The following is a 21,374-nucleotide window of genomic DNA, read 5'->3' on the forward strand; positions in this document are numbered from 1 at the left end:
CCTGAATAAAAGGGAGGAAATCAGTCCGAAATCTTACGTGCACGCGGATTCCATCATCTTTAATTCTCTTGCTAGCCTTGAAACTGGGAGTCCGACTACCGAGAAATAGTCCCCATTGATTTGTTTGACAAGAAGCGAACCCAACCCTTGAATCCCATAGCTCCCAGCTTTATCAAATGGTTCACCACTGTCCAGATAACGTTCGATTTCAGGTTCTGATAGCTCCCAAAAAGTCACTTCCGTTTTTTCTGCGAATACGCTGCTGTGCTCACCATATAGGATGGCCACACCTGTATAAACTTCGTGTGTTCTACCCGATAACATTTCAAGCATTCTTTTTCCATCAGCACGATTGGCCGGCTTTCCGAGGATTTGCCCGTCAAGTACCACGACGGTATCGGAACCGATTACCCAACTGTCCGGATATCTTGTTGCAATGGCTTCCGCTTTCCTTACAGCTAATTCTTGCACTGCGTCCTCTGCCTGCATGTTTTCGTCAATACTTTCATCGACATTGGAATTCATACTTTCGAAGGGGATTTGTAGGAATTGTAGAAGTTCTTTACGGCGTGGTGATGAAGAAGCTAAAATTAATGAATGCATAATAAAAATTCACCTTTCTTTACTAGGAGAGATACCTTTTCATCCTATCAAATTATGAAGAATTCCACAATTATTGTTTACCAGGAATCGACAAAGATTCAGTCTTATTTCCTGGAAAATAAAAAAAGGTCCCTAATTCAAACAATTTCCTCCTAAAGGGGAACTTTTTCTTTAGAAAACAGCTTCCCCTTCACATACCTGTTCTTAACTCCCCATACTTTGAAAACCCTTTAGAAACTTCAATAGTTTTCCCTGTGCCTCTAATAGCTGTTCATCCTTTTTGGACGTCTCATACTCACTGATCAGCTTGGCTGCGGCCGCTAAATGGGTGTTCATCTGTGAAAGCTCAGATGAAAGTTTCTCATCCTTTAGCTTATCCATATCTTTTTTCAACGTTTCAGCATCCCATTTCGTTTCCTTCCCACGAAGCTCTCCTGATGAAATCTCTGATAGGGATGAATAAATCCCCTTCATGACATCCAGCGTTTTCTCTTCTTCTGCACTTATTCCCGACGCTTTTAAATCAATTTCCTTCCAAAATACTTCCACATCATAGGTCTTTAAAAATAAAGCTAGCTCTTTACTTGAAATCAAGCTTTCAGCTGAACCTAGGAATAAATAATAGCTGTCCTCCATTTTGAATATTTCAGCAGGAACCTGTTTTTCCACGATTTTCTCCTGGATTTGTTTCGCGGCATCCTCGCTACTGAATATCCCACCTTGAACCAGGAACGTTTTCAGTCCCATCCCCTGCCCTTTTTCACCCCCGCTATCATTCTTTACAACTGGGGATGCCGTCGTCGTGATAGCTGTTTCGACCGGAGAATCCGTTGCCTTTTCCTTCGTTATGGTATTTACGGCGATAAGGCCCAGTACCGATCCAAATAAAATCGCACAAAAAACAGCAATCACAAAAGTCTTTAAAGACCTGTTACCAGGGCGTTTGCCCGTATGTGTATTAAAACCGATAAGCTTCGGCATTTTCTTCTTAGGTGGTGTAGGAACCAATACAACCTTGTTTTCTACGGAATCATCCGGCAAAATCCACTCGAAACTATCATCCGGTTGTTCCTTACTTGCAGCCTCTGGAATTTCCTCTGTAGACTCCCGCTTATTTTCACCCACAAATATTTTTTCTTCTCCATTTATTTTAATCTTTACCCCTTTACGTTTTTCGGACTTGTCCACTTTTCTTCCTCCTCTCTGCTTCATTTTTTTCATCCTAACATAGGGGCAAAAAAAAATAACAAGACTTTTGTCGTCTTGTCATTAATAGGTTTCGTCATTTTTCTCTTTTCATTTATCTGTCACTAATTCAGGTGATACATCTTCAAAAGGGATAGCTTTCCCATCTCCTTCATCACCGCAAAGTTTACGTTTCTCACCGTATAGACATATTCCTACGACCTTATTATCCAAGGCAGTCACATAGGATTCATTAATTGAAGGGTCCCAGTACTCTTTCGTATCAGGGTCTACCACCTTATCGAGAAAACCAGCTTCGACAAGCTCCTGATAGCTGATTTCTGTCACACGATCTCCACGCATGACCTTATCCTTTAAATAAAAATTCGAAGCATCCCTAAAAGCATAACCATTTGAAACGAATGCATTCGTCCGCGAATTCTGTATCACATTGAAAAAAATCGGGACGGCCACTGCAGCCAGTATCCCTAAGATGACAATCACCGCCAAGACTTCCATCAATGTCATGCCCTTTTCATTATCCACATTCCTACATTTTCGCTCCCTCATCCTAATTGCCCTTATCCATATCAGCATCATCTCTTTCATTTGTGTTGAATGGATTTTTCTTTTCACTAGGTTTTGGTGTTACGACAATCGGGGTCTGGTCTTGCAAATCCGTTAATGAAGGATAGTAATAGGCCGTTACAATCAGTTCATATTTCAAAGGTTCTAGGTTTTGATCCCGTTTAGTGATTTCCTCCGCACCCTTAAATGTTAAACTATCTATCGTCACGATACGATTAGTGGACTGAATGGTTCGTATGAATTCCAGCATCTCTTCATAAGATGATGACCTGACATTTATCTTCGCTGAAATCTTTTTCAAGCTATTAGGCAATGTGCCCGGTGCTTCCTGTACGTTATTCTCGACTTTGGGTGTTGTTGCTGTTGCATTCGCTGTCCCCGAGGAATTTTCGTTCTCTGTTGTTTCAGAGTCTTGTGCACGATTCTCTGAACTTCCGGATGCATCATCCGTAGATGTAGCTTCTTCCGTTGCTTCATCCAGTACAGTCTCCTCGGAAGTTTCCCCGTCCGTGAACTCCATATCGATAATAAAGCTATTCGATACGACCTCTGCTTTTTCCATATTCAACACGAATTGATCCGTTAATGGTTGTACAGGTAGCCTTTTTTGCAGCTCTGTCGTCGACTCAAAATCAATCCCGGCTCCCGTCTCCACTTTCATTTGTACCATCGACAGAATCTGCTCCTCATTTTTCAATTCGGATGTCTTGGCGACCAATTCCTTTTTCACGGGATCGAGCAAGTAAAAGTATAAAAAGATAAATAACAAGATAAGGATAAGAAAGGTACCGCTCAATAAAAAGAGCTGTTTTTTATTGAATCCTCTTTTCATTCAGAAGCCCCTCCCTTTTCCGCTGCTTGTTCCTCGTCTTCTTTCACTGCCTCTTTTAAGGCCACTTGATCGGGGATAATCGTATAAACGGCCAAATAGCGAGGAAGATAAGGGCCTGTATTTTCATCAAGGCTTGCGTCCTCATCTTTTCCCGGCTCATCGCTCTTTACTGAATCCACGTTCGCAGAAGCAATCAAATTGGACTTCGTCAATTCCGTTAAATAATTGGCAGCCTGTCTTGTTGCGTCAAACTGAATCGTTAATTCGATGGATCCATCCTCTTTATAGGTAAATTCATCGAAAAAACCTCGTTCAGGGAGCAATGACGTTAATTGTTGCAACATAAACACCGTATCGATGGGAAAAGTATCAGCCCACTCAATGACACGATGCAATTCAGTAACGGAACTTCCGGATTTCTGTGTATTAATCAGATTTTGTTCCACGGTTGCAGTCGCATCCCTCACTTGCAAAATCTGTTTATCCATGCTTTTAATTCGGACTGTTTGCAAAGAATATTGCCAATAGAACAACACACCCGCCGCTAAAGCAATTATGACTAAAAGAATGAGATAGATGAAGAAGCGTGGATTTCTTTTTTCTTTCTTGGGGAGTAAATTAATGTCGACAAGCATGATTATTGCACCCCTTTGATGGCCAATCCAACGGCAGAGTGATAACGATGCAATAAAGGACCATCATCCATTACCATTTGCATGTTTTCATTTAAGATTGTAATAGGAAGTTCCATATGATTTGATAGTTTTTCGCAAATCTCTTCCAGATATGGATGGTCCCCTGTGACTAAGATGGTGGAGACCGAGTCCAGGCCGCTATTTAAATTATACTTATAAAAGGTCAGCAAACGATCAATCTCTACATATGTATCCTCAAGCGTTTGAAAATAAAGTTCTCTGTTACCTTGGTAAGCTAACGTTTCGATTCCGCTTGATGAGTGGTCGACTTCCCATTCGGAAACCTCATCCGGGAGCAAAATATGACGCATGAATACAGGCTTATCTTCAGCAAAAATAGTCGCTGTCACCGAAACCACATCTAATTCTAACAACATGAGCTGTTCGCTGGAATCAAAGTCTCTAGATATATCCCATAATCGATAGATTGCCAGTGAAGAGATATCGGCAGCCAAGGGCTCCAGTTTAGTACTTTCCAGCAAATCACTATATTGCGAGACTTGCTCTTCCGAAGCTGCAAACAAGAGAATTTCCTTACTTTCCGAATTACCCTCCAGGGATACCGTATCGAAAATCGGATCCTCAAAAGGTAAATGAATGCTTGTGCCCAGCTCCAAATATAAAAATCCTTCAATCTCATCTTCTTTTATTTCTTCTGGAATCATCATTTTTCGAATCACGACAAACGGGTCTGGCACTAAAAAGCGCACTTGTCTTTTCAAAAGACCCCACTCTTCAACACATTGCTCTACAATCATCTGCAACGTTTCATAATCGAGGATTCTCCCTTCTTTAATGATTCCAGGAGGCAGATAACGTTCACCATAAGCATGCACGATAGGTGGATCCACTTGCTTTAGCTCTACATACCGGATTACATAATCTTTGAAGATCAAATTCACTATTCGGTTTTTTCCGCTAAAAAAAGAGAAAGCCATAGATAGATACCCCTTACTTTAAAGTCATCTTAAAAAGTGCAAATACCATTGTAAAATAAAATCGCCCCAAAAATAGGCAGTTAACGTGCCGAAAACAATATACGGTCCAAACGGGATGGCCGTTTTCTTCTTAATCATTCCGGTCAGAATGCCGATGATACCAAGGAAAGCCCCATAGAAGGTCGCAAAAAGAAATGATAATAGCACGAGCTTCAATCCCAATGCAAGGCCCAGTACGCCAAACAATTTGATATCGCCGCCACCCATTCCACCCTTACTTACCACGGCAATCAAAAGCAGGAGACCAAAACCGACAGCCGCGCCTAGAATGGAATCCCACCATGGAGATAGTGGATAAAATACTCGCAAAAATAAAAAAACCACTGCAAAAAAAAGCAGGATCTTATCAGGTATAAGCATATAAGTCATATCGGAAACGAAGATGATCATCAATAAAGAGATCAATGCCCAGGCCATCCATAATTCACTGGTCCATCCTAGGAATAAAGGAGCGACAGTGAACAAAATGCCTGTCAGCAATTCAACAACCGGATAAAGCGGGGAAATCCGGGCTTCACAGCCACGGCATTTCCCGCCTTGTATCACATAAGAAACGACCGGTATTAACTCGAACGGCGACAAGGTCCGACCACAAGAAGGACAAGCCGAACGCCGGTTTGTAAACGATTTGTTTGTCGGTACACTTAAACCGACGACGTTATAGAATGAACCTAGGGTCAGACCTAGGATGAAGAGTAAGAGATAGATAGTCATTGAACTTATTTACTCCCATCATGGTACGGGTATATCTTAAGGTAAGACTACATCGGATCTTTTCAACTCTTTTGGATCCTTAGCCGTTTCAAAGTAATCTGCAGCACCGGTTAATTGGACTGTGAAAGTTAAAGAACCATTAGTAGCAGATTTTGTGATTTCAACTACTCCACTCTCATATTCTTCCTTGGTACTAGGATCGGTTATCGGTTCCACATAACCCTTATCTTGCAATTCTTCTAACGTTATAGAATCCGTACCACTACTTAAATCAATATCTTCATCATTTCCCGCAACTGCTGTCCGTGCACCACTAACCATTTGCTGTGCATTGGCAATATGGGCATCTTTCTTCGAGTTATTGATCAATCCCCCAATGCTTGGGATGGCGATGGCTGCGATGATCCCCAAGATGACAACAACGGCCAATAGCTCAATCAGGGTAAGACCACGTTCATTTTTAAGATGTTTTTTAATAAAATTCATATAAATCCTCCTCTTCTCGTTTTCCATTTCGTTACTTTACTGTTACTTTTCTATTAGATTACTATATATTTCTAGAAAAATACAGCATTAAGGGGTAATTATTCTTACATTTTTTACATATTGTCCACTTGGTTGAAGATTTCAAACATCGGCACCATGATCGAGATGACGATCGTGCCGACAATTCCCGCAAGGAGGACGATCATAAGCGGCTCGATAAGCGACTTTAAGCGGTCTGTGCTTGCTTCTACTTCCTTCTCGTAAAAGTCCGCGACTTTCCCGAGCATCGCATCCAGGGCCCCTGTTTTTTCGCCAATCGATATCATCTGGGTGATTAATGGTGGAAAAGCCCAATGTTTTTTCATCGGGTCTGTGATTGACTGGCCCCGCTCCAGGGAATCATGTGATTCCCTGATGACTCGGCCGACCACTTCATTTTCAACTACCTGTTCGACGATTTTCATCGCCTGTAAAATCGGTACGGAGCTACTGAACAGGGAACTGAGGGTCCGCGTCATTCTTGCCAATACCGCTTTTTGCATCATCTTTCCGAATAAAGGCATTCTGAGCATCGCGTAGTCAAAATAGTATTTCGTCTTCGGATTTTTCTTAAAAGATACAATCCCAAAGGCGATCAAGAGTGCAAACAGGATGACCAAGTACCAGGCTTTCTGCATGAACCCGCTCGCCCCTAAAACAAAGCGGGTTATGGCCGGTAACTCGCCACCAAAATCGCTGAACATATCAGCGAACGTTGGCACAACGGATGTTAATAAAAAGATGACCACGAAAAATGCCACGAAGGCGACAACAACTGGATAGGCCATCGCTGATGTGATTTTCTGCCTCGTTGCCTGCTGCTTTTCAAAGTGATCGGCTAGCCGGTCCAAGGTACTATCCAGATTACCCCCAGCTTCCCCGGCCTTGACCATATTGATATACATCGTCGAAAAGATCTTTTTATGCTTGGCACATGCCTGGGAAAGTGCCTTCCCTTCCTGTAAATCTTGTTCGATGCTTTCTAGCGCTTTGCTTAATGGCTTGCTCTCCGTTTGTTGGGCTAATATGCTCGTTGCATCGACGACCGTGACCCCTGATTGCAGCAGTGTGGAGAATTGACGTATAAAAATTACAAAATGCTGCAGTTTCACTGGGTTTCCGATGGAAAGATCCCTTGTTAAAAACGTTTCGGGTACCATCGTCATTTCGATGACCCGAATGCCTTCCAGCTTTAGCTTTTCCATTGCCTCACGCTTTGTATCGGCAGTGACGACTCCCGCCTTTTTTCCTGATTTATTCCGACCTGAATATTTGAACCTGGCCATTTACTCCACCTTGTCCTGTAAAAACGCATGGGCGCTTTCTTTGGATATGAATCCTTCTGTCAATAGTTCCTTAATGCTACTTTCAAGGGTATGCATGCCCTGTGCCTTGGAAGTCTGCATAACATTGACGATTTGATGGATTTTCTCGTTTCGGATTAAATTGGCCACAGCTGCATTATTAACAAGAACCTCGGTTGCCGCCTTCCTGCCTTTTTTATCGACGGTCGGAATCAAGCGTTGCGAGATGATGGAAACAAGGACGTTTGCAAGCTGAATTCGGACCTGAGGTTGCTGTGCCGGTTCAAAGACATCTATGATCCGGTCAATTGTCGTAGGGGCACTCGATGTATGTAAAGTCCCAAACACCAAATGACCCGTTTCGGCTGCTGTAATCGCCGTCTGGATGGTTTCTAAATCCCGCATCTCTCCTACAAGAATCGTATCGGGATCCTGCCTTAGGGCGGCTCTCAGCCCATTTGCGAAATTATTCGTGTCGAAACCCACTTCACGTTGGTCAATGATGCAATTTTGATGCTTATGCAAATATTCGATGGGATCTTCCAACGTTATGATATGCTTACGCATCGTCTGATTCATATATTGAATCATGGAAGCGAGTGTCGTTGATTTTCCGCTACCCGTCGGTCCCGTCAAAAGGACAAGACCTTGAGGCTTTTCGACGATTTTCTTTAAAATGGACGGCAACTGCAGTTCATCCAAAGTAGGAATTCTCGTCGGCACGATTCGGACGGCCAACGCCACACAGGACCTTTGCATATACGTATTGATTCGAAACCTTGAAATCCCGGGAATGCCGTATGAAAAATCCAGTTCACCGCGTTCTTTAAATTGCTCCCACATCTCTTCGGGAATGATCGCTTTAGCCATCCCTTCCGTATCGGCTGGAAGCAACAGTTCTTTTCCGTATTTCTTCAATTCGCCATTCAATCTCATGACGGGTGGTACGCCCACCGTTATATGGATGTCGGAAGCCTTTAATTCAAAGCCCGCCATGAGTAAACTATCAATTTTAGCTCTCAAACAGACACCTCTATTCCAGCACTGCTACTCGAAGAATTTCCTCGGTAGTCGTCAGTCCTTGTTTAACTTTCAATAAGCCATCATCCATTAAGAAAATCGTTTTATATTTCATGGCCACTTCACGAAGCTTGTTAAGCGGCTCGCCATTCATGATCAGCTTTCTCATTTCATCATTGATGACCAGTATTTCTTGAAGGGCAATCCGTCCTTTATACCCAGTCATATTACAAGACGTACACCCACGCCCCCGGTTAATGCTTTCAATTTTCATGCCACGTTTTGCAAAAATATCGATTTCCCGCTTACTTGGCTCCTGTTTTTCGACACAATCCCGGCATACTTTTCTCACTAATCGCTGTGCCATGATTCCGCTCAAGGATGAAGCGACTAAAAAAGGTTCGACGCCCATATCTATCAATCTAGTAATCGTTCCTAGTGAATCGTTCGTATGGATCGTGCTTAATACTAAATGCCCTGTCAAGGATGCCCGGATAGCCACCTCTACCGTGTCCTTATCCCTGATTTCCCCCACCATGATGATGTTTGGATCTTGTCGTAGGATGGAACGTAGACCGGTTGCAAACGTCATCCCGACATTCGTATTGACTTGAATCTGGTTCACACCTTCAAGCTGAAACTCAACCGGATCTTCAATCGTAATGATATTGACTTCCTCGGTGTTCAGCTGATTTAAGGCCGCATATAAGGTCGAAGATTTCCCTGACCCGGTCGGACCTGTTATCAGGACGATTCCGTTTGGTTGGGCAATCATGGATTCAAACCGCTGCAGGTTCAATTTATTGAATCCGAGTTGTTTCAAATCGTTCAACTTATTGCCTAAGTCGAGAATCCGCAAGACAATTTTTTCCCCAAAGATCGTGGGAAGAGTCGACACCCGAAGATCGACAGGATGATGGCCGAGGTTCACTTTAATCCGGCCATCTTGTGGAACTCTATGTTCGGTAATGTCCAATTTCGCCATGATTTTGATTCTGGCAATTAAAACATTTTGCATATTCTTGGGTAACACCTTTTCCAAACGTAATACACCATCCACACGATACCGGACGACCAATTTCTTTTCCTGGGGATCAATATGAATATCACTTGCCTTATGCGTCACGGCATTCGAAAGCAACTGATTGACAAGTCGCACGACCGGTGAATCCTGATCGACTGTTTCCTCTTCATCATTGACGTCGCGATTAAGGCTAACCATCAATTCTTCGAGACCATCCTCATTGGTGTAATGTTTGGCAATCGCGCGCAATATGTCATCTTTTGTTGCAATGGCTGGTTCGATTTGAAAACCGGTTGCGAGCCGCAAATCATCAATGGCATAAAAATCCATCGGGTCGGCCATGGCGACGTAGAGTTTTTCGCCTTCTTTTTTCAAAGGAATCATTAAGTTCCGCTTAGCCGTATCCTCCGAAATCAAACTGAAGATATTCGAATCGAACGGATACCTATATAAGCTTACATGGGGGATGCCTAATTGAAACTCCAATACTTCAATCAACTGTTGCTCCGTGATATACCCTTTTTGCAGCAATACATCACCAAGCTTTTGAGACTGACTTTTATCTTTCAAGGCAATTTGAAGCTGATCTTCCGTGATCAAACCAGCTTCCACCAATAAGTCTCCAAGCCTTTTTCGGGTTTGAGCCATATTTATCCCTGCTTTACCTTATTTTTGGGGAACGTTGGGGTCCTCCACATATTTGGGGTATCCACCCGCCTCCTGGTTCCTATCACCCTTATCTTGATTACCTTCTTGTTTCCCTTTATCGATGTCTTTATTGTTTTCTTTCCTATCACTATTCCCACTGGCATTATCGGGCGATTCCTTCTCCGGTTCCCCCTGATCCTGCTCAGTGTCTTCGTCAATCCCTTGCTCGCCTTTTCCCGTATTCTCATCCTCCACAGGTGCATCTTCATTATCGGAATCAGAAGGAGGTGCAGGGACTTCCGTGAGTTGCAATCCATATACTTCAATTCGATGAATCGGTGCATAGAAATCTTCAGATAAGATTTCCGTTTCCAGAAGATCTCCCGAAGACGACTCGATGTGACGAAGAATCTTGACCGTTATCCCATCTTTCCCTTCCTTTTTCACCTGTATGGCATCAGGGGCCAACTCATCACTATATTGTTTAATCGTTTTTGGCGTATATCTTTTTTCATCGGTCGCCTTTACCTCATAGGAATTCAAGAAAGATGGCCCCTTTAATGTGACCTTTAATTTCTTACCTTCTACCTGAAGTTCCACCCGGTATGCATGATCATTGGTATTCGCAAATACCAAATCATGTCCAATTTCAGAATCGATGTGTGCCTCAAATCCCAATTTGGCATAACCAGGAAGTTGATCACTGATATTCCGCTCTAGAATCGTAAAGTTAGTCGGCAGAATCACACCATAAATCGCTGTCGCCAACCGGCTCAACGTGTCTGAGTTATATTTCTTTCCTTCAAGCTCCGACATCTTCTGTAAAAGAGAAAATTGAGTTTCCCCTTTCACTTCCAATGGCTGTATCAAGGGAACCAGTTCCTTAATGGCCATTGCAGCGTCCCCTGCATTCACCGTAGCCTCGGCAATTACCTCGTCCTCACCCACATCTCCATCAATATAGTTTTCCAGCTCAAGGGTTTTAGTCCCTTCCGTTAAGGACTCGGCACTTACTGCCAGGTCATTTGCAAGCTTATCTATGTCCAACGTGGTAGACGCAAGCGATAAGGACATGTCATATAAATCTTCCAGCAAAGAATCTTTGTCGACCGAGACGACTGCTTTATTTTTCTTGCCTGAAAGCAAGGAAACTACGGTCTTTTCCGTTTGAAAATGGAAAATCCCATTATCTACGGTCATTTGACCTTCCTTATAAGTGATGCCCAAGACCGTATTCTGCGTCCACTTTTCGGTTGCCTCGCTCAGTAGCGTACTTACCTCCCGCTTACTTCGACCCTCTATATCCAGGCTCCCAATCGTCGTGTTCTCACCAAATTGTGCTGAGTCTTTGAAAATCTGATTATAAGCCGACGCCCCAAAATGCGAAAAACTAAAAATGTATGCGGTGGATAAAATAAAGACCAGAAAAATTTTCAGCATTTGTGGATTCTTCACATAAAGGCAACTCCTTTTTATGCTTCAACATTCATGGAAAGCCCGACCAATACACTTGGGCCCGCAGATTGTGCGTTAATGATATCCTCTTTCGAGAGAACGCGACCTTCCGGGAAAAGGACATTTCCGTCTAGGTCCGTTACATTATTCACCAATCTCTTTCCTTGAAGCAATTCAATTTGCTTATTTCTTAAATCAGCTTCCCCATTGGCATTTTCTTCACCGGCAGCCACTTCTGCCTCTGGGATTTGTTCACCCATCAACTGTTCCGCCTGCTCGAGGAAATGGGATGAAGCATCTTCCGTCACGATCAAAATATCCTTGCCGAACGTCAAAACCGTTTCGGATGGAAGAATCACTTCATGGTCCCCGACTTTCACCTGCATCCCGATGACTTGACCATTTTCTTCATCCGTAAAATACTCGTGGACGCTTCCTAATAATTCCCCTTTTCGGGTCATCACTTTGGCATCGGTAATCTTGATTTTTTTATTCACGAGCTGATTGGCAATCGGGATTTCATTTAAATCGATGACAGAGTTTTCGGTTTCGATCGTTAAAGCGTATTCCCCAATCCCTATTACCTTTTTGAAGGGAATGGCCCTGACACTAACCTGCCAATCTTCATGTTCGATTGTGATAAAATCTAATGAACCTTTTTCAGGATTGATCACTAATGATTTCACCTTTCCAATTTCCATACCTTCTGAAATGCTGATAATGGGCAAGCCTAAAATTTCTGTACTTTTTTTCATATTTTCACCATACCTATCTTCTGATTTTTCATCTTAACAAAAACGGTTTTCCATGAATGCTAACTCTTCTAGAAGAATTGGGTGCGCGCTGAACTTTTCCTTTAACTGCACGATCAATTCACGAAGCTTTTCCGTCTTTTTCGCTGTGATATACGTTTGAATTAAAAATGATGCAAATATGTAATACTGTTGATCCGGTATTTCCGGATGCAAATGGCTCATAACCAGTTGCTCGAACTCGCTATCATTCAACTGATGCTGTGCGATTTGAATATGGGAAACCATCGTTTGAAACATCTGTTGTTGCAATTCGCTGACATGTTCTGTTGGACTCTCAAGAGTTGTTTCTTCAGGCTTAGCAATGACTGACGACGACTCTTGCTCTTCTTTTGCTTTATCTATTTCTAGGACAAGCGCTTCAGGAATCTCTAGAAGACTTTCCGGTTCTAAAGAATCTTCTAACTGAATATCTGGTTCTTCCACATTCATTTCCTGACTATCTTCACTACCTGTTTCATCGGACGTATTTTCAAGAGTTCCAGGCTCTTCGGGATTTTCCCCTAAACCATTTGATTCTAAGTAACCATGGAAATCCAGTTTCTCTTCCGCAGTATTCACTTCGATAGTTTCTGTGTCATTTTCCGGCTCTATTACTTCCGTTACCCACTCGCGTTCTTCAGGTAATACAGCCAGTTCTTCCATCTCTTCTAGATGAATAGGGTCACTCTCTTCGTCAATCTCCAGCTCCACATACTCATCATCAAGTAGCTTTTCAATCTCGCTTAAATCGTTTTTCATCGGCATTTCTATTTCTGGGATACTTTCTGTTTCTTCAGTTACCGGCTCCATGATGTCTTCTTCTAGTAATCTTTCAATATCACTTATTTCACCTTTTACCGGCATTTCAATTTCTGGGATACTTTGTGTTTCTTCGGTCAGCGGCTCCATAAAGTCTTCTTCTAATAATTTTTCAATATCACTTATTTCACTTTTTGCCGGTACTTCTATTTCTGGAATACTTTCTGTTTCTTCGGTCACCGGCTCCATGAAGTCTTCTTCTAGTAATTTTTCAATATCACTTATTTCACTTTTTACCGGGACTTCTATTTCTGAAATACTTTCAACTTCTTCTAAATCATCCGTTCTCGTATCCAAAAACTCTGCCTCAAAAACAACGATCTCATCACCAGCGGATTCTTTCTCTTCCTCCGTTTCCTGAACGCGTTCCTCAGATGCCGCAACATGATGCTCGCTGGTCTCAAATCCCATTTTTTCTTTCTGTTCCGCCTCTGACTCTTCTATTTTGGATAACGCAGCACGGTCTCTCGACGTTTCAATCAAAACGGCAGAGTCGTTATATCGTTCATAGAAGTCCGACGCTTCTGCTTGATTCGAGAGCATTAATGGCTCGATTTTTTTACCGATAAGGAATAAAGCCAAAAATAACAGCAAAGTCAAAAGTAATAAAGCCTGCCAAAGAGGATAGTTATTTGCCACAACTAGACCCGCCAGTGAAACGGCAACAGCACCCCCGATTATGACCAGCTTTCCCTTGAAAGTAAGGGACAATGGTAAAACATAAACAATCGGAATCAATAAAACGAGGGATATTCCAGCAAATACGATTGTCTCCAATAAATCACTCCTATACTATTTTATTATATATTTTCCGTTTTTCGAAAATAGCTCCTTAATTTGGGTAATAAATCCTAAAAATATTGTATAATACTTATAGATATTTTGAAAGAAGGGAAAAGTATGGAAGAAAATATTTTTTCGAAAAACCAAAAGGGATTCACACTCGTTGAAGTACTTGCTTCTATCGCTATATTAGGAATTATTACCATAACGGTAATGACCTTCTTTACACAATCCTATGATTATACAAAAAGGAACCAGAGTAAGACAGTCGGAATAAATGTTGCGAGAAATGTGATCAATTACTTTGACCAACTTGAGTTTAATGAACTTTATAAACAATATGGAATCGCTTCACTAGACTCAGAAGGCATCAAAATATCTCTACCAGACTGCAACACTCGCCCTTCCCTCTATACAACAAGCTGTTCCGAAATCTTGCAACCTACCATAAATAATTACAAATATGATACAGAAATTACCCTTAAAAAATATGAAAATGTAGCAGTGAAGGATACAGGCTATGACCTTAATAAGAATTTGATTAGAATCGAGGTGAAGGTGGTTTGGGAAGACAAAGAAACAGCTGTCACCGGCCTTTTGAAAAAGTAAAAAAATCTCTCTCGAACGAGAATGGCCTGAGCCTGATTGAGATATTACTTGCTGTAACCATTACAACCTTCATCACAGGCGTTATCTATTCACTATTCATCACCGGCCTTAGCCTCTATCAAAAAATCCAAATTGAAGGCCAGCTTAGAGAAGATGCGGATTATATTGCCACCATGATTATGAATGAACTGACAACCAACCAGCCTAAATATGTTACCCCTCTTAATGAAGATGGAAAAAACGGCGTTACGTTGAACGTCCAGGAAGAGAAAACGGTAGATGGATTCATCATAGAAGATAGCAAGGGAACGGAACCAGTGGATATTTATTTTAAAGATAGCCAGTTCATCATCGATAATAAAGGCGTGTTGACCACTCTTGATCTTTCCACTTCCTCTTTTATCGACATGAATGAAGGTACACAAACGGAAAAGAAAACGGGCATTATACTCGATGCGGATAGCCCCGACTGCACCATGGACTCCTCAGGGGCCTTATGTACGCATGGTACGATTCATGTCACGATGGTCATTGGAAATAATATCCATAAGAAAGGGTTCTTTGTTACGACCGAACCACTTGTATTAGAAAGCTCGTTTGGATTCTAAGGAGTGAAATTCATGAAATGGAATAATGAAGATGGATATACCCTTTTATCTGTGTTGCTTTCTTTTTTGATTCTGACCACGCTTGGCATGGTACTTCTTGCTGCGAGCATTAATGGAGCAAAGAGAACGGAAATAAGGGAAACAGAAATCGTGGATGATATCGATGATATAAGTGCCGTAAAAGAGGGGGTTTCGATTATTGAGGAACATGTAAATACAATGGAAACACCTCTCCTTTCTGGTAGTAAGTCTGAATACAATAACGATTTAGCAACATTCATAAACGAGGAAAACTTGAAAGGTATTTTCACAATAGAAGATTTAACGAAAAATTATCCAACGATTGATAACCAACATGATAACACGAGAGTATTTGAAGTAAGCAGCGGCAAATATCATCAAAAGGTCTACATTACGGCGATGCCAAGCTTTCTAAAGTATGCTCTTGGTGCCGGCAAAGATTTGACCATTAATGGTTCTCCCTATATTGATGGAAATATCTACGCAAAAGAGCAATTTAATATCAGTAATCAAGCTTTGTATATGTTTAAATCCTCCCTGCTTTCAAGGAAGACCGACTTGCCGGCCGTTGAAGATTATAGTGAACTACATGCGAATCGGCAAGGCATGAGCCTTTGTACATCGGCCCCCTCGTGCTATGGTGGAGCAGGACATGACAAAGAAGAGTTGAGATGGCAGCGATTGAATGTTCCCACATTGAAAGACGCTTTTCTTTCTGGAAACATCCTTTTCAATGATGTAGATGACACTTTCAATGAGATTGATATAAAAGAAACGTTTATTGATAAACTATCATCTAGTAGTATTGGTATTTCGGGTCTAGATATTGATATGTCGATTGAAGATTTGAATCAATCCATTAATCAAAAAGATTACCCTAAAAATGAAGAAGTCAGATTCGATGATTTATCGGAGTATGGTACAATATCGCCGATTATTCACTCCGGCGACGCCTATATAGATAGCTTCGATATCGAGCTTGGGGACAAGCAATGGCTAGTCATTTCCGGTAATGCAACGATCGAAAACTCCTTATTGGAATCTATGGATGTTAAAGGCAATATCTTAATTACAGGTGACTTGACGATTAAAGGGAAGGTAAGTTTTGATTCCGTCATCTATGTACTTGGTTCTACTACCCTAAATAATGCAGATATTCCTTGTTACAAAAACAAATGTGGAGATCAACCAGATGATTCTTCTTTGATCTTAATGACACAAGGGAAGCTTAGCATTGCGCGGATAAATAAATTTCAAAATGAAACCAATACGATCAATGGTTATTTTTATACAGAAAGCCAGTCTGCCTGTGAATATCGCTTTGTTTCTGGATGTGAAGCCAAAGAGGATTCCGATATAGAATACCAAACCCCTTCTGAGATTTATGCAGTGGGATCCCTTTTAAATATTAATGGCGGAGTCTTTTCGAAGAGCTATCTAACTGTTAATAGTTATCGTGGAGACGTAGAAGATGATAAGGGTTATGGGGATTTAAGCTTCCCGGCTGTAAAAAAAGACGCCGAGTCAAGGTTGACCATAAAAAACAACAGAAGACTTTTTCTTAATAAGACGCATGCCCTTCCAAAGGTGGATGGACTGGATGTCATACCCGATAAGATGAATAAAGATAAATAATACAGGGAGCCCATGGGCTCCCTGTATTGTTATTTCAATCGTTTCATGACCCCTTTATGGTTCCATTCTTTAGCGTAATCATAAGCGGTCATTCCATCATTGCTTTTTAATGCTTTATCCGCTTTCGCGTCGAGCAATAACTGGACTTGTTCTTTCTCTCCGAACTCACTGGCATACATAAGGGCTGTCTTACCCAGCTCATTTTTGTTATTGATCTGAATCGCTCCTGTACGAGTAAGCAGCTTAACTATATCCGTTCTACCACCAATCACCGCTAGAGCTAGCAAAGTATTCTTTTCCTGATCCTGTATCTTTGTTAATTCTATATCACTTTCTATCAATGCTTGACTAGCCTTGGTATTGCCTTCCTGAACGGCAAGCATGAGCGGCGTTTTTCCGGTTTTATTTTTGGTTCCAGGGTTAGCCCCATACTTTATAAAAAGTCGTACTATTTCTTCATCCCCTTTCAGGGACACGATATGGAGGGCCGTGTTTCCTTGTTCATCCTTCTCTTTTAGCTTGGCTTCCGCTTTTTTTAGCGCCATTTTAAACATCTCATTTTTAGCTTTCTGCTTTTCTTCGACTTGCATCTGCTGGTAATGATCTAAAGAATGAGCAAGCTGGATGAATAGAGAGTTATCCGCTTTTGTGCTCACATCTGCCCCTTGTTCTAAAAGTGTCCTAGCCAAAGAATAAAGTTGCATGTGTAAGGCATATTCCAATGGGGTGTATCCCTCAGTCGATTCTTTATTAATGAATGCCTTTGATTGATTATTCTTCAACACCTTTTCCGCCTTCGATTCTTCCCCTGCTTTTATATAAGTGAGCAGCGATTCAAACTGTTCTTTCTTTTCCGCTTTGGCTGACTTATACTGATACACCCCACCAGCCACAATCAATATACATAACACGATTGAACTGATGATTAGGATTCTTTTTTTCATAGGATGTCCTTTCCTGTTTAAAAGATAAACGAAAGCCGGGTTGCCCCGGCTCTTAACATATTAATATTTATCTTGCTTGTCATTTGAATCTTTTTCGGCCATTGGCGTAACAGTGACCTTCACGATAGCTTTGTATTCTTTACCTTTATCATCTTCTACGGTAACGGACATTTCAGTTTTTCCTACCCTCACTCCATGAACGATTCCATTAGATATGGTTATATATTCGTCTTGCTCTTTGAGTGTAGAAAACTCTGTGCTACTGACATTTGTCGCATCAGCAGGTGTATGATGTACGACAATGGGTTGCGAAGTACCCTTTTGAAGCTTTATTTCCGGCACGATGATTCCTTCAAGAGGTTGACCTACTTGGACCTTGACTATGGCCTTCACAACAGGGTTTGATTTAGATGTAATCTCTATATTCGCCGTCCCAGTACTGACGCCCTTGATTTTACCATTCTCCACCACTTCCACAATGTTGCTATCGGAAGATGTCCAAACTACTGTTTTATCCGTTGCGTTACTTGGTAAAATTTCAACAGTGAAATCTTTAAATTCATCGAACTTATTCATGGTAATCACGTTTGGGTACACTTCTATACCTGTTACGGGTACCTCTGTCACCGTAATCACAGAAGTGTGTTTTACTGTCTCACCATTAGAATCAATTCCCATAACAGTCATGAGGGTTTCACCAGTCGTTAACCCTGTAATGGAGAAGTCTTCTTTATTAACACGAGCTATATCATAGTTACTTACTATAATTTCTAAGCTAGATTTACCATCCTTGGGGGATATATTCGTAATGGGTAATGGTAAAGTCTCGCCTACATGTAATGTTAGGTCCGTTAAAGTAAACGAATCGACTGGAATTCTTACTGTCACAGGCACTCTCTTTTCAAAAACATTCCCGAAATTGTCCGTAACTCTCACTTTTAAGAATGTATTTCCTTCTTTTATTACTTTAGCCGTTCCTGAAGCAGGATTTAAATCCAAAATATTCCCTCTGCTTTCTTCACTCCATGAAATACTCTTGATTCCTGCATCTGCGGGCATCTTTTTCAAGTCAATCGAAAAGTTTTTTTCTGTACCCTTACTGAGTACATAAGAATCAGGAAAATCAATCCCAGTTAAGGCGAAATCCGCATTGAACGTTAATGTATTAAATGTTAAGTCCTTTTGGATATTGGATAAATCCTTATATCTCAATATAGAATTAGCCAATGTATACTGTTTTTTTTCGGTTGGCGTAACACGGACACTGAACTTTACAGGATTTGCAACGAACTCCTTGCCCACTTTATTGTAGACAATACTCACTGTCTTTTCTAGGGATATACCAGTTGATGCTGTCCCGCTTTTCGTACCGTCACTCGTGACCTCCAAACCTGCTGGAAAACTTTCTCTCAGTGTCGTGTCCCCAATAGTCACTGAATTCCCCGATATGGCTTCGGCTTCTGATCCAGTGATTTTTTTCGGTGTTACCGTATATTCGATTTCTACAGGTTGTCCGACTTCCACTAAGTTATTTGATTTCAAAATCCTGCTTACTTCAAGATTGGCATTTATTTTCTGTACTTTTACTTTCACTTCTTTTTCACTGACTGCGCCAGATTGGTCTGTTGCTTGGACCTTGATCGTCACAACTTTACTATCCTGTAAATTATGAGGTAGAGACATATTAATTGTCGATCCATTTATCACATCTTTTTCTTCCGATACTTCTTTCTCGTCCATAAACACTTTAGTGGATAGATTTTTATCTTTTAAATCATAATCTTGTAGTGTGTAAGATAATTCGATGTTCTGGTTTAAAGGGATGACCTGATTTTCCGTTGGAGTATGAATGGTAATTTCAGGTGCATGATTCGACCCTAGGAAGGCTCTATACATCGTGTTAACGAACAATTTCTGCTCATCTTCAGGAAAGCTATCACTTCCCCCCTTATGACCTGTTCCAGAGTACGTAATGTTCCCTTTCGAGTAAGTATAATAATGGTTCCAGCTATCATTTTCATCCCGACTGTTTCCAGTGATAGTATACCAAGGGATTATTTCTGGATCCTCCAAGTCAAGCGTGTAATACTGATTATGGGTTAATGCCACTGATAATTCATTTTTCAATGCATATGGATAGGTTGTCATTAAACCATCATTGATTTTTTTCGTCGTTTTCGAAGTATTGGGTGCACCATATCCAAGATTCGTCTGAGGACTGATTTGACCTGTATCATTCATGAAATTATTTACCCAATTATTATTATTTTCGAAAATGGTATCGTGGGTAAACATGATGCTTTGTTTAGAAGCAATAAACCTTTTCAATGAAGCCACTGCATTTGTATTTATATTCGCCGATCTATTATAAGAATCGGCAAATCCAAAGATGACCATGTCATATTTTCCATTGATGACCTCATGCGAATAACTCGTTTCTTCTTTTTTTGACTTATTAAAAGTGTCCATGCTCGTTGCGTCAATTGAGATACTATATTCGTTACTATTTAAATAGGATTGATTCATATTATTCGGGTTGCTATTCCTTTTTAACGAACTTTTTTCATTGGTGTAGACTTGGAGCACTTTTACTTCCACTTTTTTGTCAACGAACTTAATCATCCCTTTTTCATAACTCTTTAAGTTATTACCGGAATCCACAAGCTCCATTTTCCAATAACGTACCCCTGAATAACCATTTGGTAGTTTAAAAGAAAGGTTTGTTGATTTCGAAGTAATGTTCTCTTCCAATACAATTTCGTCTGTCGTATATTTGTCGTCAAAATTGGAATCGATATATAGCTTGGCTTTTAGGCTCCTCGAGTTGATATCAGTAGGCACCTCTACATTCATCGTGAATTCCATGTTATCATTCGGCTTATATGTTCTCTCCTTGTCAGGGGATTTAGTTAATGTAAAGCGTGGAGATTGCTTGAAATTAACTCCCTTAATAAATTCATTAAAATCCTCTTTCAATTTATCTTGATCTTTTTTTGTACTCTCATTATTATTTTTATTGTTTCCGAACAAAATTTCATACCAGCGATCCCAAAAGCTACCGCTTGAATTAGTACTCGTACTATCATAGTTGATGACATTACTTTTATTTAATAGATTTTGATCGCTAAACTTGGCTTTTAATTTTGAACCGGTCGCTAGACTTTTGGTATGTAGGATGACAGGCTGCCCTTTTTGAATGAAATCATTAATGATTTCATTCACCTTTAGATTCGTGATGTCATTCATGACCGCTTTTGTATCATGATCCTTATTTTTAACCGGGTCGGAAGTATAATTCCCCTCCATAATCGCAATCACATCATATTTGCCATCCAGCTCTTCCCTCTGTGCGACAAACTTTTTCATCGTCATCAATGTATACTCATGTGAATTCTCACCTAGGATCCCCCTTAACTGCGAATTTCCCGATGCTACAATTTCCAGAATTCTCAATTTAGGACCAGACGTTTGAACAGCTGCTTCTAAAGGTTTAGGTAGAAATAGAAACGAAAAAATTAACACCAATGACACGACTAACCCCACTGATTTTTTCATAATTTACACATCACT

Annotated in this window: 19 protein-coding genes; 3 read left to right on the forward strand and 16 right to left on the reverse strand. The window is 41.0% G+C overall.

Annotated features, from left to right (window positions below; genetic code table 11):
• Window positions 1-33 precede the first annotated feature (33 nt).
• The 14 genes from ACIQXH_RS03025 to ACIQXH_RS03090 all read right to left on the reverse strand — a co-directional run bounded on the left by ACIQXH_RS03025 (window position 34) and on the right by ACIQXH_RS03090 (window position 13,981).
• Window positions 34-603, reverse strand: coding sequence for a Maf family protein (locus ACIQXH_RS03025; RefSeq protein WP_403122091.1), 570 nt, complete (start codon window positions 601-603; stop codon window positions 34-36).
• Window positions 604-807: 204 nt separating this feature from the next.
• Window positions 808-1,791, reverse strand: coding sequence for a hypothetical protein (locus ACIQXH_RS03030; protein ID WP_402875800.1), 984 nt, complete (start codon window positions 1,789-1,791; stop codon window positions 808-810).
• Between the two features lie 108 nt (window positions 1,792-1,899).
• Window positions 1,900-2,358, reverse strand: coding sequence for a type II secretion system protein (locus tag ACIQXH_RS03035; protein ID WP_403080582.1), 459 nt, complete (start codon window positions 2,356-2,358; stop codon window positions 1,900-1,902).
• A gap of 1 nt (window position 2,359) precedes the next feature.
• The gene (locus ACIQXH_RS03040) at window positions 2,360-3,208 is read right to left on the reverse strand and encodes a hypothetical protein (RefSeq protein ID WP_402875804.1); all 849 of its coding nucleotides are present in this window, start codon (window positions 3,206-3,208) and stop codon (window positions 2,360-2,362) included.
• Window positions 3,205-3,843 (reverse strand): PilN domain-containing protein, encoded by a 639-nt coding sequence (locus ACIQXH_RS03045; RefSeq protein ID WP_402875806.1) that lies wholly within the window; start codon window positions 3,841-3,843, stop codon window positions 3,205-3,207. Before ACIQXH_RS03045 ends, ACIQXH_RS03040 begins: the two co-directional genes overlap by 4 nt.
• Window positions 3,844-3,845: 2 nt before the next feature.
• Complete coding sequence (gene pilM / locus ACIQXH_RS03050) at window positions 3,846-4,841, reverse strand: type IV pilus biogenesis protein PilM (RefSeq protein ID WP_402875808.1); 996 nt, start codon at window positions 4,839-4,841, stop codon at window positions 3,846-3,848.
• Between the two features lie 24 nt (window positions 4,842-4,865).
• Window positions 4,866-5,615 (reverse strand): prepilin peptidase, encoded by a 750-nt coding sequence (locus tag ACIQXH_RS03055; RefSeq protein WP_402875809.1) that lies wholly within the window; start codon window positions 5,613-5,615, stop codon window positions 4,866-4,868.
• A 36-nt stretch (window positions 5,616-5,651) separates the two neighbouring features.
• Window positions 5,652-6,101: a prepilin-type N-terminal cleavage/methylation domain-containing protein gene (locus ACIQXH_RS03060; protein ID WP_402875811.1), complete on the reverse strand. Its 450-nt coding sequence runs from the start codon at window positions 6,099-6,101 to the stop codon at window positions 5,652-5,654.
• Window positions 6,102-6,214: 113 nt separating this feature from the next.
• Window positions 6,215-7,426, reverse strand: a complete 1,212-nt coding sequence (locus ACIQXH_RS03065) for a type II secretion system F family protein (protein WP_402875813.1) — start codon at window positions 7,424-7,426, stop codon at window positions 6,215-6,217.
• Complete coding sequence (locus ACIQXH_RS03070) at window positions 7,427-8,467, reverse strand: type IV pilus twitching motility protein PilT (RefSeq protein ID WP_402875815.1); 1,041 nt, start codon at window positions 8,465-8,467, stop codon at window positions 7,427-7,429.
• Window positions 8,468-8,477: 10 nt separating this feature from the next.
• Window positions 8,478-10,136, reverse strand: a complete 1,659-nt coding sequence (locus ACIQXH_RS03075; RefSeq protein ID WP_403122093.1) for a GspE/PulE family protein — start codon at window positions 10,134-10,136, stop codon at window positions 8,478-8,480.
• Between the two features lie 18 nt (window positions 10,137-10,154).
• On the reverse strand, window positions 10,155-11,591 hold the full coding sequence (locus tag ACIQXH_RS03080) for a VanW family protein (RefSeq protein ID WP_403122095.1): 1,437 nt from the start codon (window positions 11,589-11,591) through the stop codon (window positions 10,155-10,157).
• 17 nt (window positions 11,592-11,608) lie between these two features.
• Window positions 11,609-12,346 (reverse strand): PRC-barrel domain-containing protein, encoded by a 738-nt coding sequence (locus ACIQXH_RS03085; protein ID WP_403122097.1) that lies wholly within the window; start codon window positions 12,344-12,346, stop codon window positions 11,609-11,611.
• Window positions 12,347-12,379: 33 nt separating this feature from the next.
• Complete coding sequence (locus ACIQXH_RS03090) at window positions 12,380-13,981, reverse strand: hypothetical protein (protein ID WP_403122099.1); 1,602 nt, start codon at window positions 13,979-13,981, stop codon at window positions 12,380-12,382.
• A 123-nt stretch (window positions 13,982-14,104) separates the two neighbouring features.
• Between ACIQXH_RS03090 and ACIQXH_RS03095 the strand changes: the two genes are divergently transcribed.
• Genes ACIQXH_RS03095 through ACIQXH_RS03105 form a run of 3 tightly spaced genes read left to right on the forward strand, consistent with a single transcriptional unit; the run spans window position 14,105 to window position 16,860 of the window.
• The gene (locus ACIQXH_RS03095; RefSeq protein WP_402986467.1) at window positions 14,105-14,596 is read left to right on the forward strand and encodes a type II secretion system protein; all 492 of its coding nucleotides are present in this window, start codon (window positions 14,105-14,107) and stop codon (window positions 14,594-14,596) included.
• Complete coding sequence (locus tag ACIQXH_RS03100) at window positions 14,551-15,204, forward strand: PilW family protein (RefSeq protein WP_403122103.1); 654 nt, start codon at window positions 14,551-14,553, stop codon at window positions 15,202-15,204. The genes ACIQXH_RS03095 and ACIQXH_RS03100 overlap by 46 nt, the downstream gene beginning before the upstream one ends.
• Window positions 15,205-15,216: 12 nt before the next feature.
• Entirely contained in the window at window positions 15,217-16,860 is a 1,644-nt protein-coding gene (locus ACIQXH_RS03105) for a hypothetical protein (RefSeq protein WP_403122105.1), read from the forward strand.
• Window positions 16,861-16,889: 29 nt separating this feature from the next.
• Here ACIQXH_RS03105 and ACIQXH_RS03110 read toward each other — a convergent pair whose 3' ends face one another.
• Both ACIQXH_RS03110 and ACIQXH_RS03115 read right to left on the reverse strand, forming a co-directional pair.
• Window positions 16,890-17,804: an ankyrin repeat domain-containing protein gene (locus tag ACIQXH_RS03110; protein ID WP_403122107.1), complete on the reverse strand. Its 915-nt coding sequence runs from the start codon at window positions 17,802-17,804 to the stop codon at window positions 16,890-16,892.
• Between the two features lie 60 nt (window positions 17,805-17,864).
• Window positions 17,865-21,359 (reverse strand): DUF5057 domain-containing protein, encoded by a 3,495-nt coding sequence (locus ACIQXH_RS03115; RefSeq protein WP_403122109.1) that lies wholly within the window; start codon window positions 21,357-21,359, stop codon window positions 17,865-17,867.
• Window positions 21,360-21,374 lie beyond the last annotated feature (15 nt).

It is taken from the genome of Peribacillus sp. NPDC097225 (genome assembly GCF_044761955.1).
Lineage (GTDB): Bacteria > Bacillota > Bacilli > Bacillales > DSM-1321 > Peribacillus.

Bases quoted from the DNA above. Each gene is read 5' to 3' on its own strand.
- ACIQXH_RS03025 (WP_403122091.1), bottom strand. From the start codon at position 603: ATGCATTCATTAATTTTAGCTTCTTCATCACCACGCCGTAAAGAACTT.
- ACIQXH_RS03035 (WP_403080582.1), bottom strand. From the start codon at position 2,358: ATGAGGGAGCGAAAATGTAGGAATGTGGATAATGAAAAGGGCATGACA.
- ACIQXH_RS03040 (WP_402875804.1), bottom strand. From the start codon at position 3,208: ATGAAAAGAGGATTCAATAAAAAACAGCTCTTTTTATTGAGCGGTACC.
- ACIQXH_RS03045 (WP_402875806.1), bottom strand. From the start codon at position 3,843: ATGCTTGTCGACATTAATTTACTCCCCAAGAAAGAAAAAAGAAATCCA.
- pilM (WP_402875808.1), bottom strand. From the start codon at position 4,841: ATGGCTTTCTCTTTTTTTAGCGGAAAAAACCGAATAGTGAATTTGATC.
- ACIQXH_RS03055 (WP_402875809.1), bottom strand. From the start codon at position 5,615: ATGACTATCTATCTCTTACTCTTCATCCTAGGTCTGACCCTAGGTTCA.
- ACIQXH_RS03060 (WP_402875811.1), bottom strand. From the start codon at position 6,101: ATGAATTTTATTAAAAAACATCTTAAAAATGAACGTGGTCTTACCCTG.
- ACIQXH_RS03065 (WP_402875813.1), bottom strand. From the start codon at position 7,426: ATGGCCAGGTTCAAATATTCAGGTCGGAATAAATCAGGAAAAAAGGCG.
- ACIQXH_RS03075 (WP_403122093.1), bottom strand. From the start codon at position 10,136: ATGGCTCAAACCCGAAAAAGGCTTGGAGACTTATTGGTGGAAGCTGGT.
- ACIQXH_RS03085 (WP_403122097.1), bottom strand. From the start codon at position 12,346: ATGAAAAAAAGTACAGAAATTTTAGGCTTGCCCATTATCAGCATTTCA.
- ACIQXH_RS03095 (WP_402986467.1), top strand. From the start codon at position 14,105: ATGGAAGAAAATATTTTTTCGAAAAACCAAAAGGGATTCACACTCGTT.
- ACIQXH_RS03105 (WP_403122105.1), top strand. From the start codon at position 15,217: ATGAAATGGAATAATGAAGATGGATATACCCTTTTATCTGTGTTGCTT.
- ACIQXH_RS03110 (WP_403122107.1), bottom strand. From the start codon at position 17,804: ATGAAAAAAAGAATCCTAATCATCAGTTCAATCGTGTTATGTATATTG.
- ACIQXH_RS03115 (WP_403122109.1), bottom strand. From the start codon at position 21,359: ATGAAAAAATCAGTGGGGTTAGTCGTGTCATTGGTGTTAATTTTTTCG.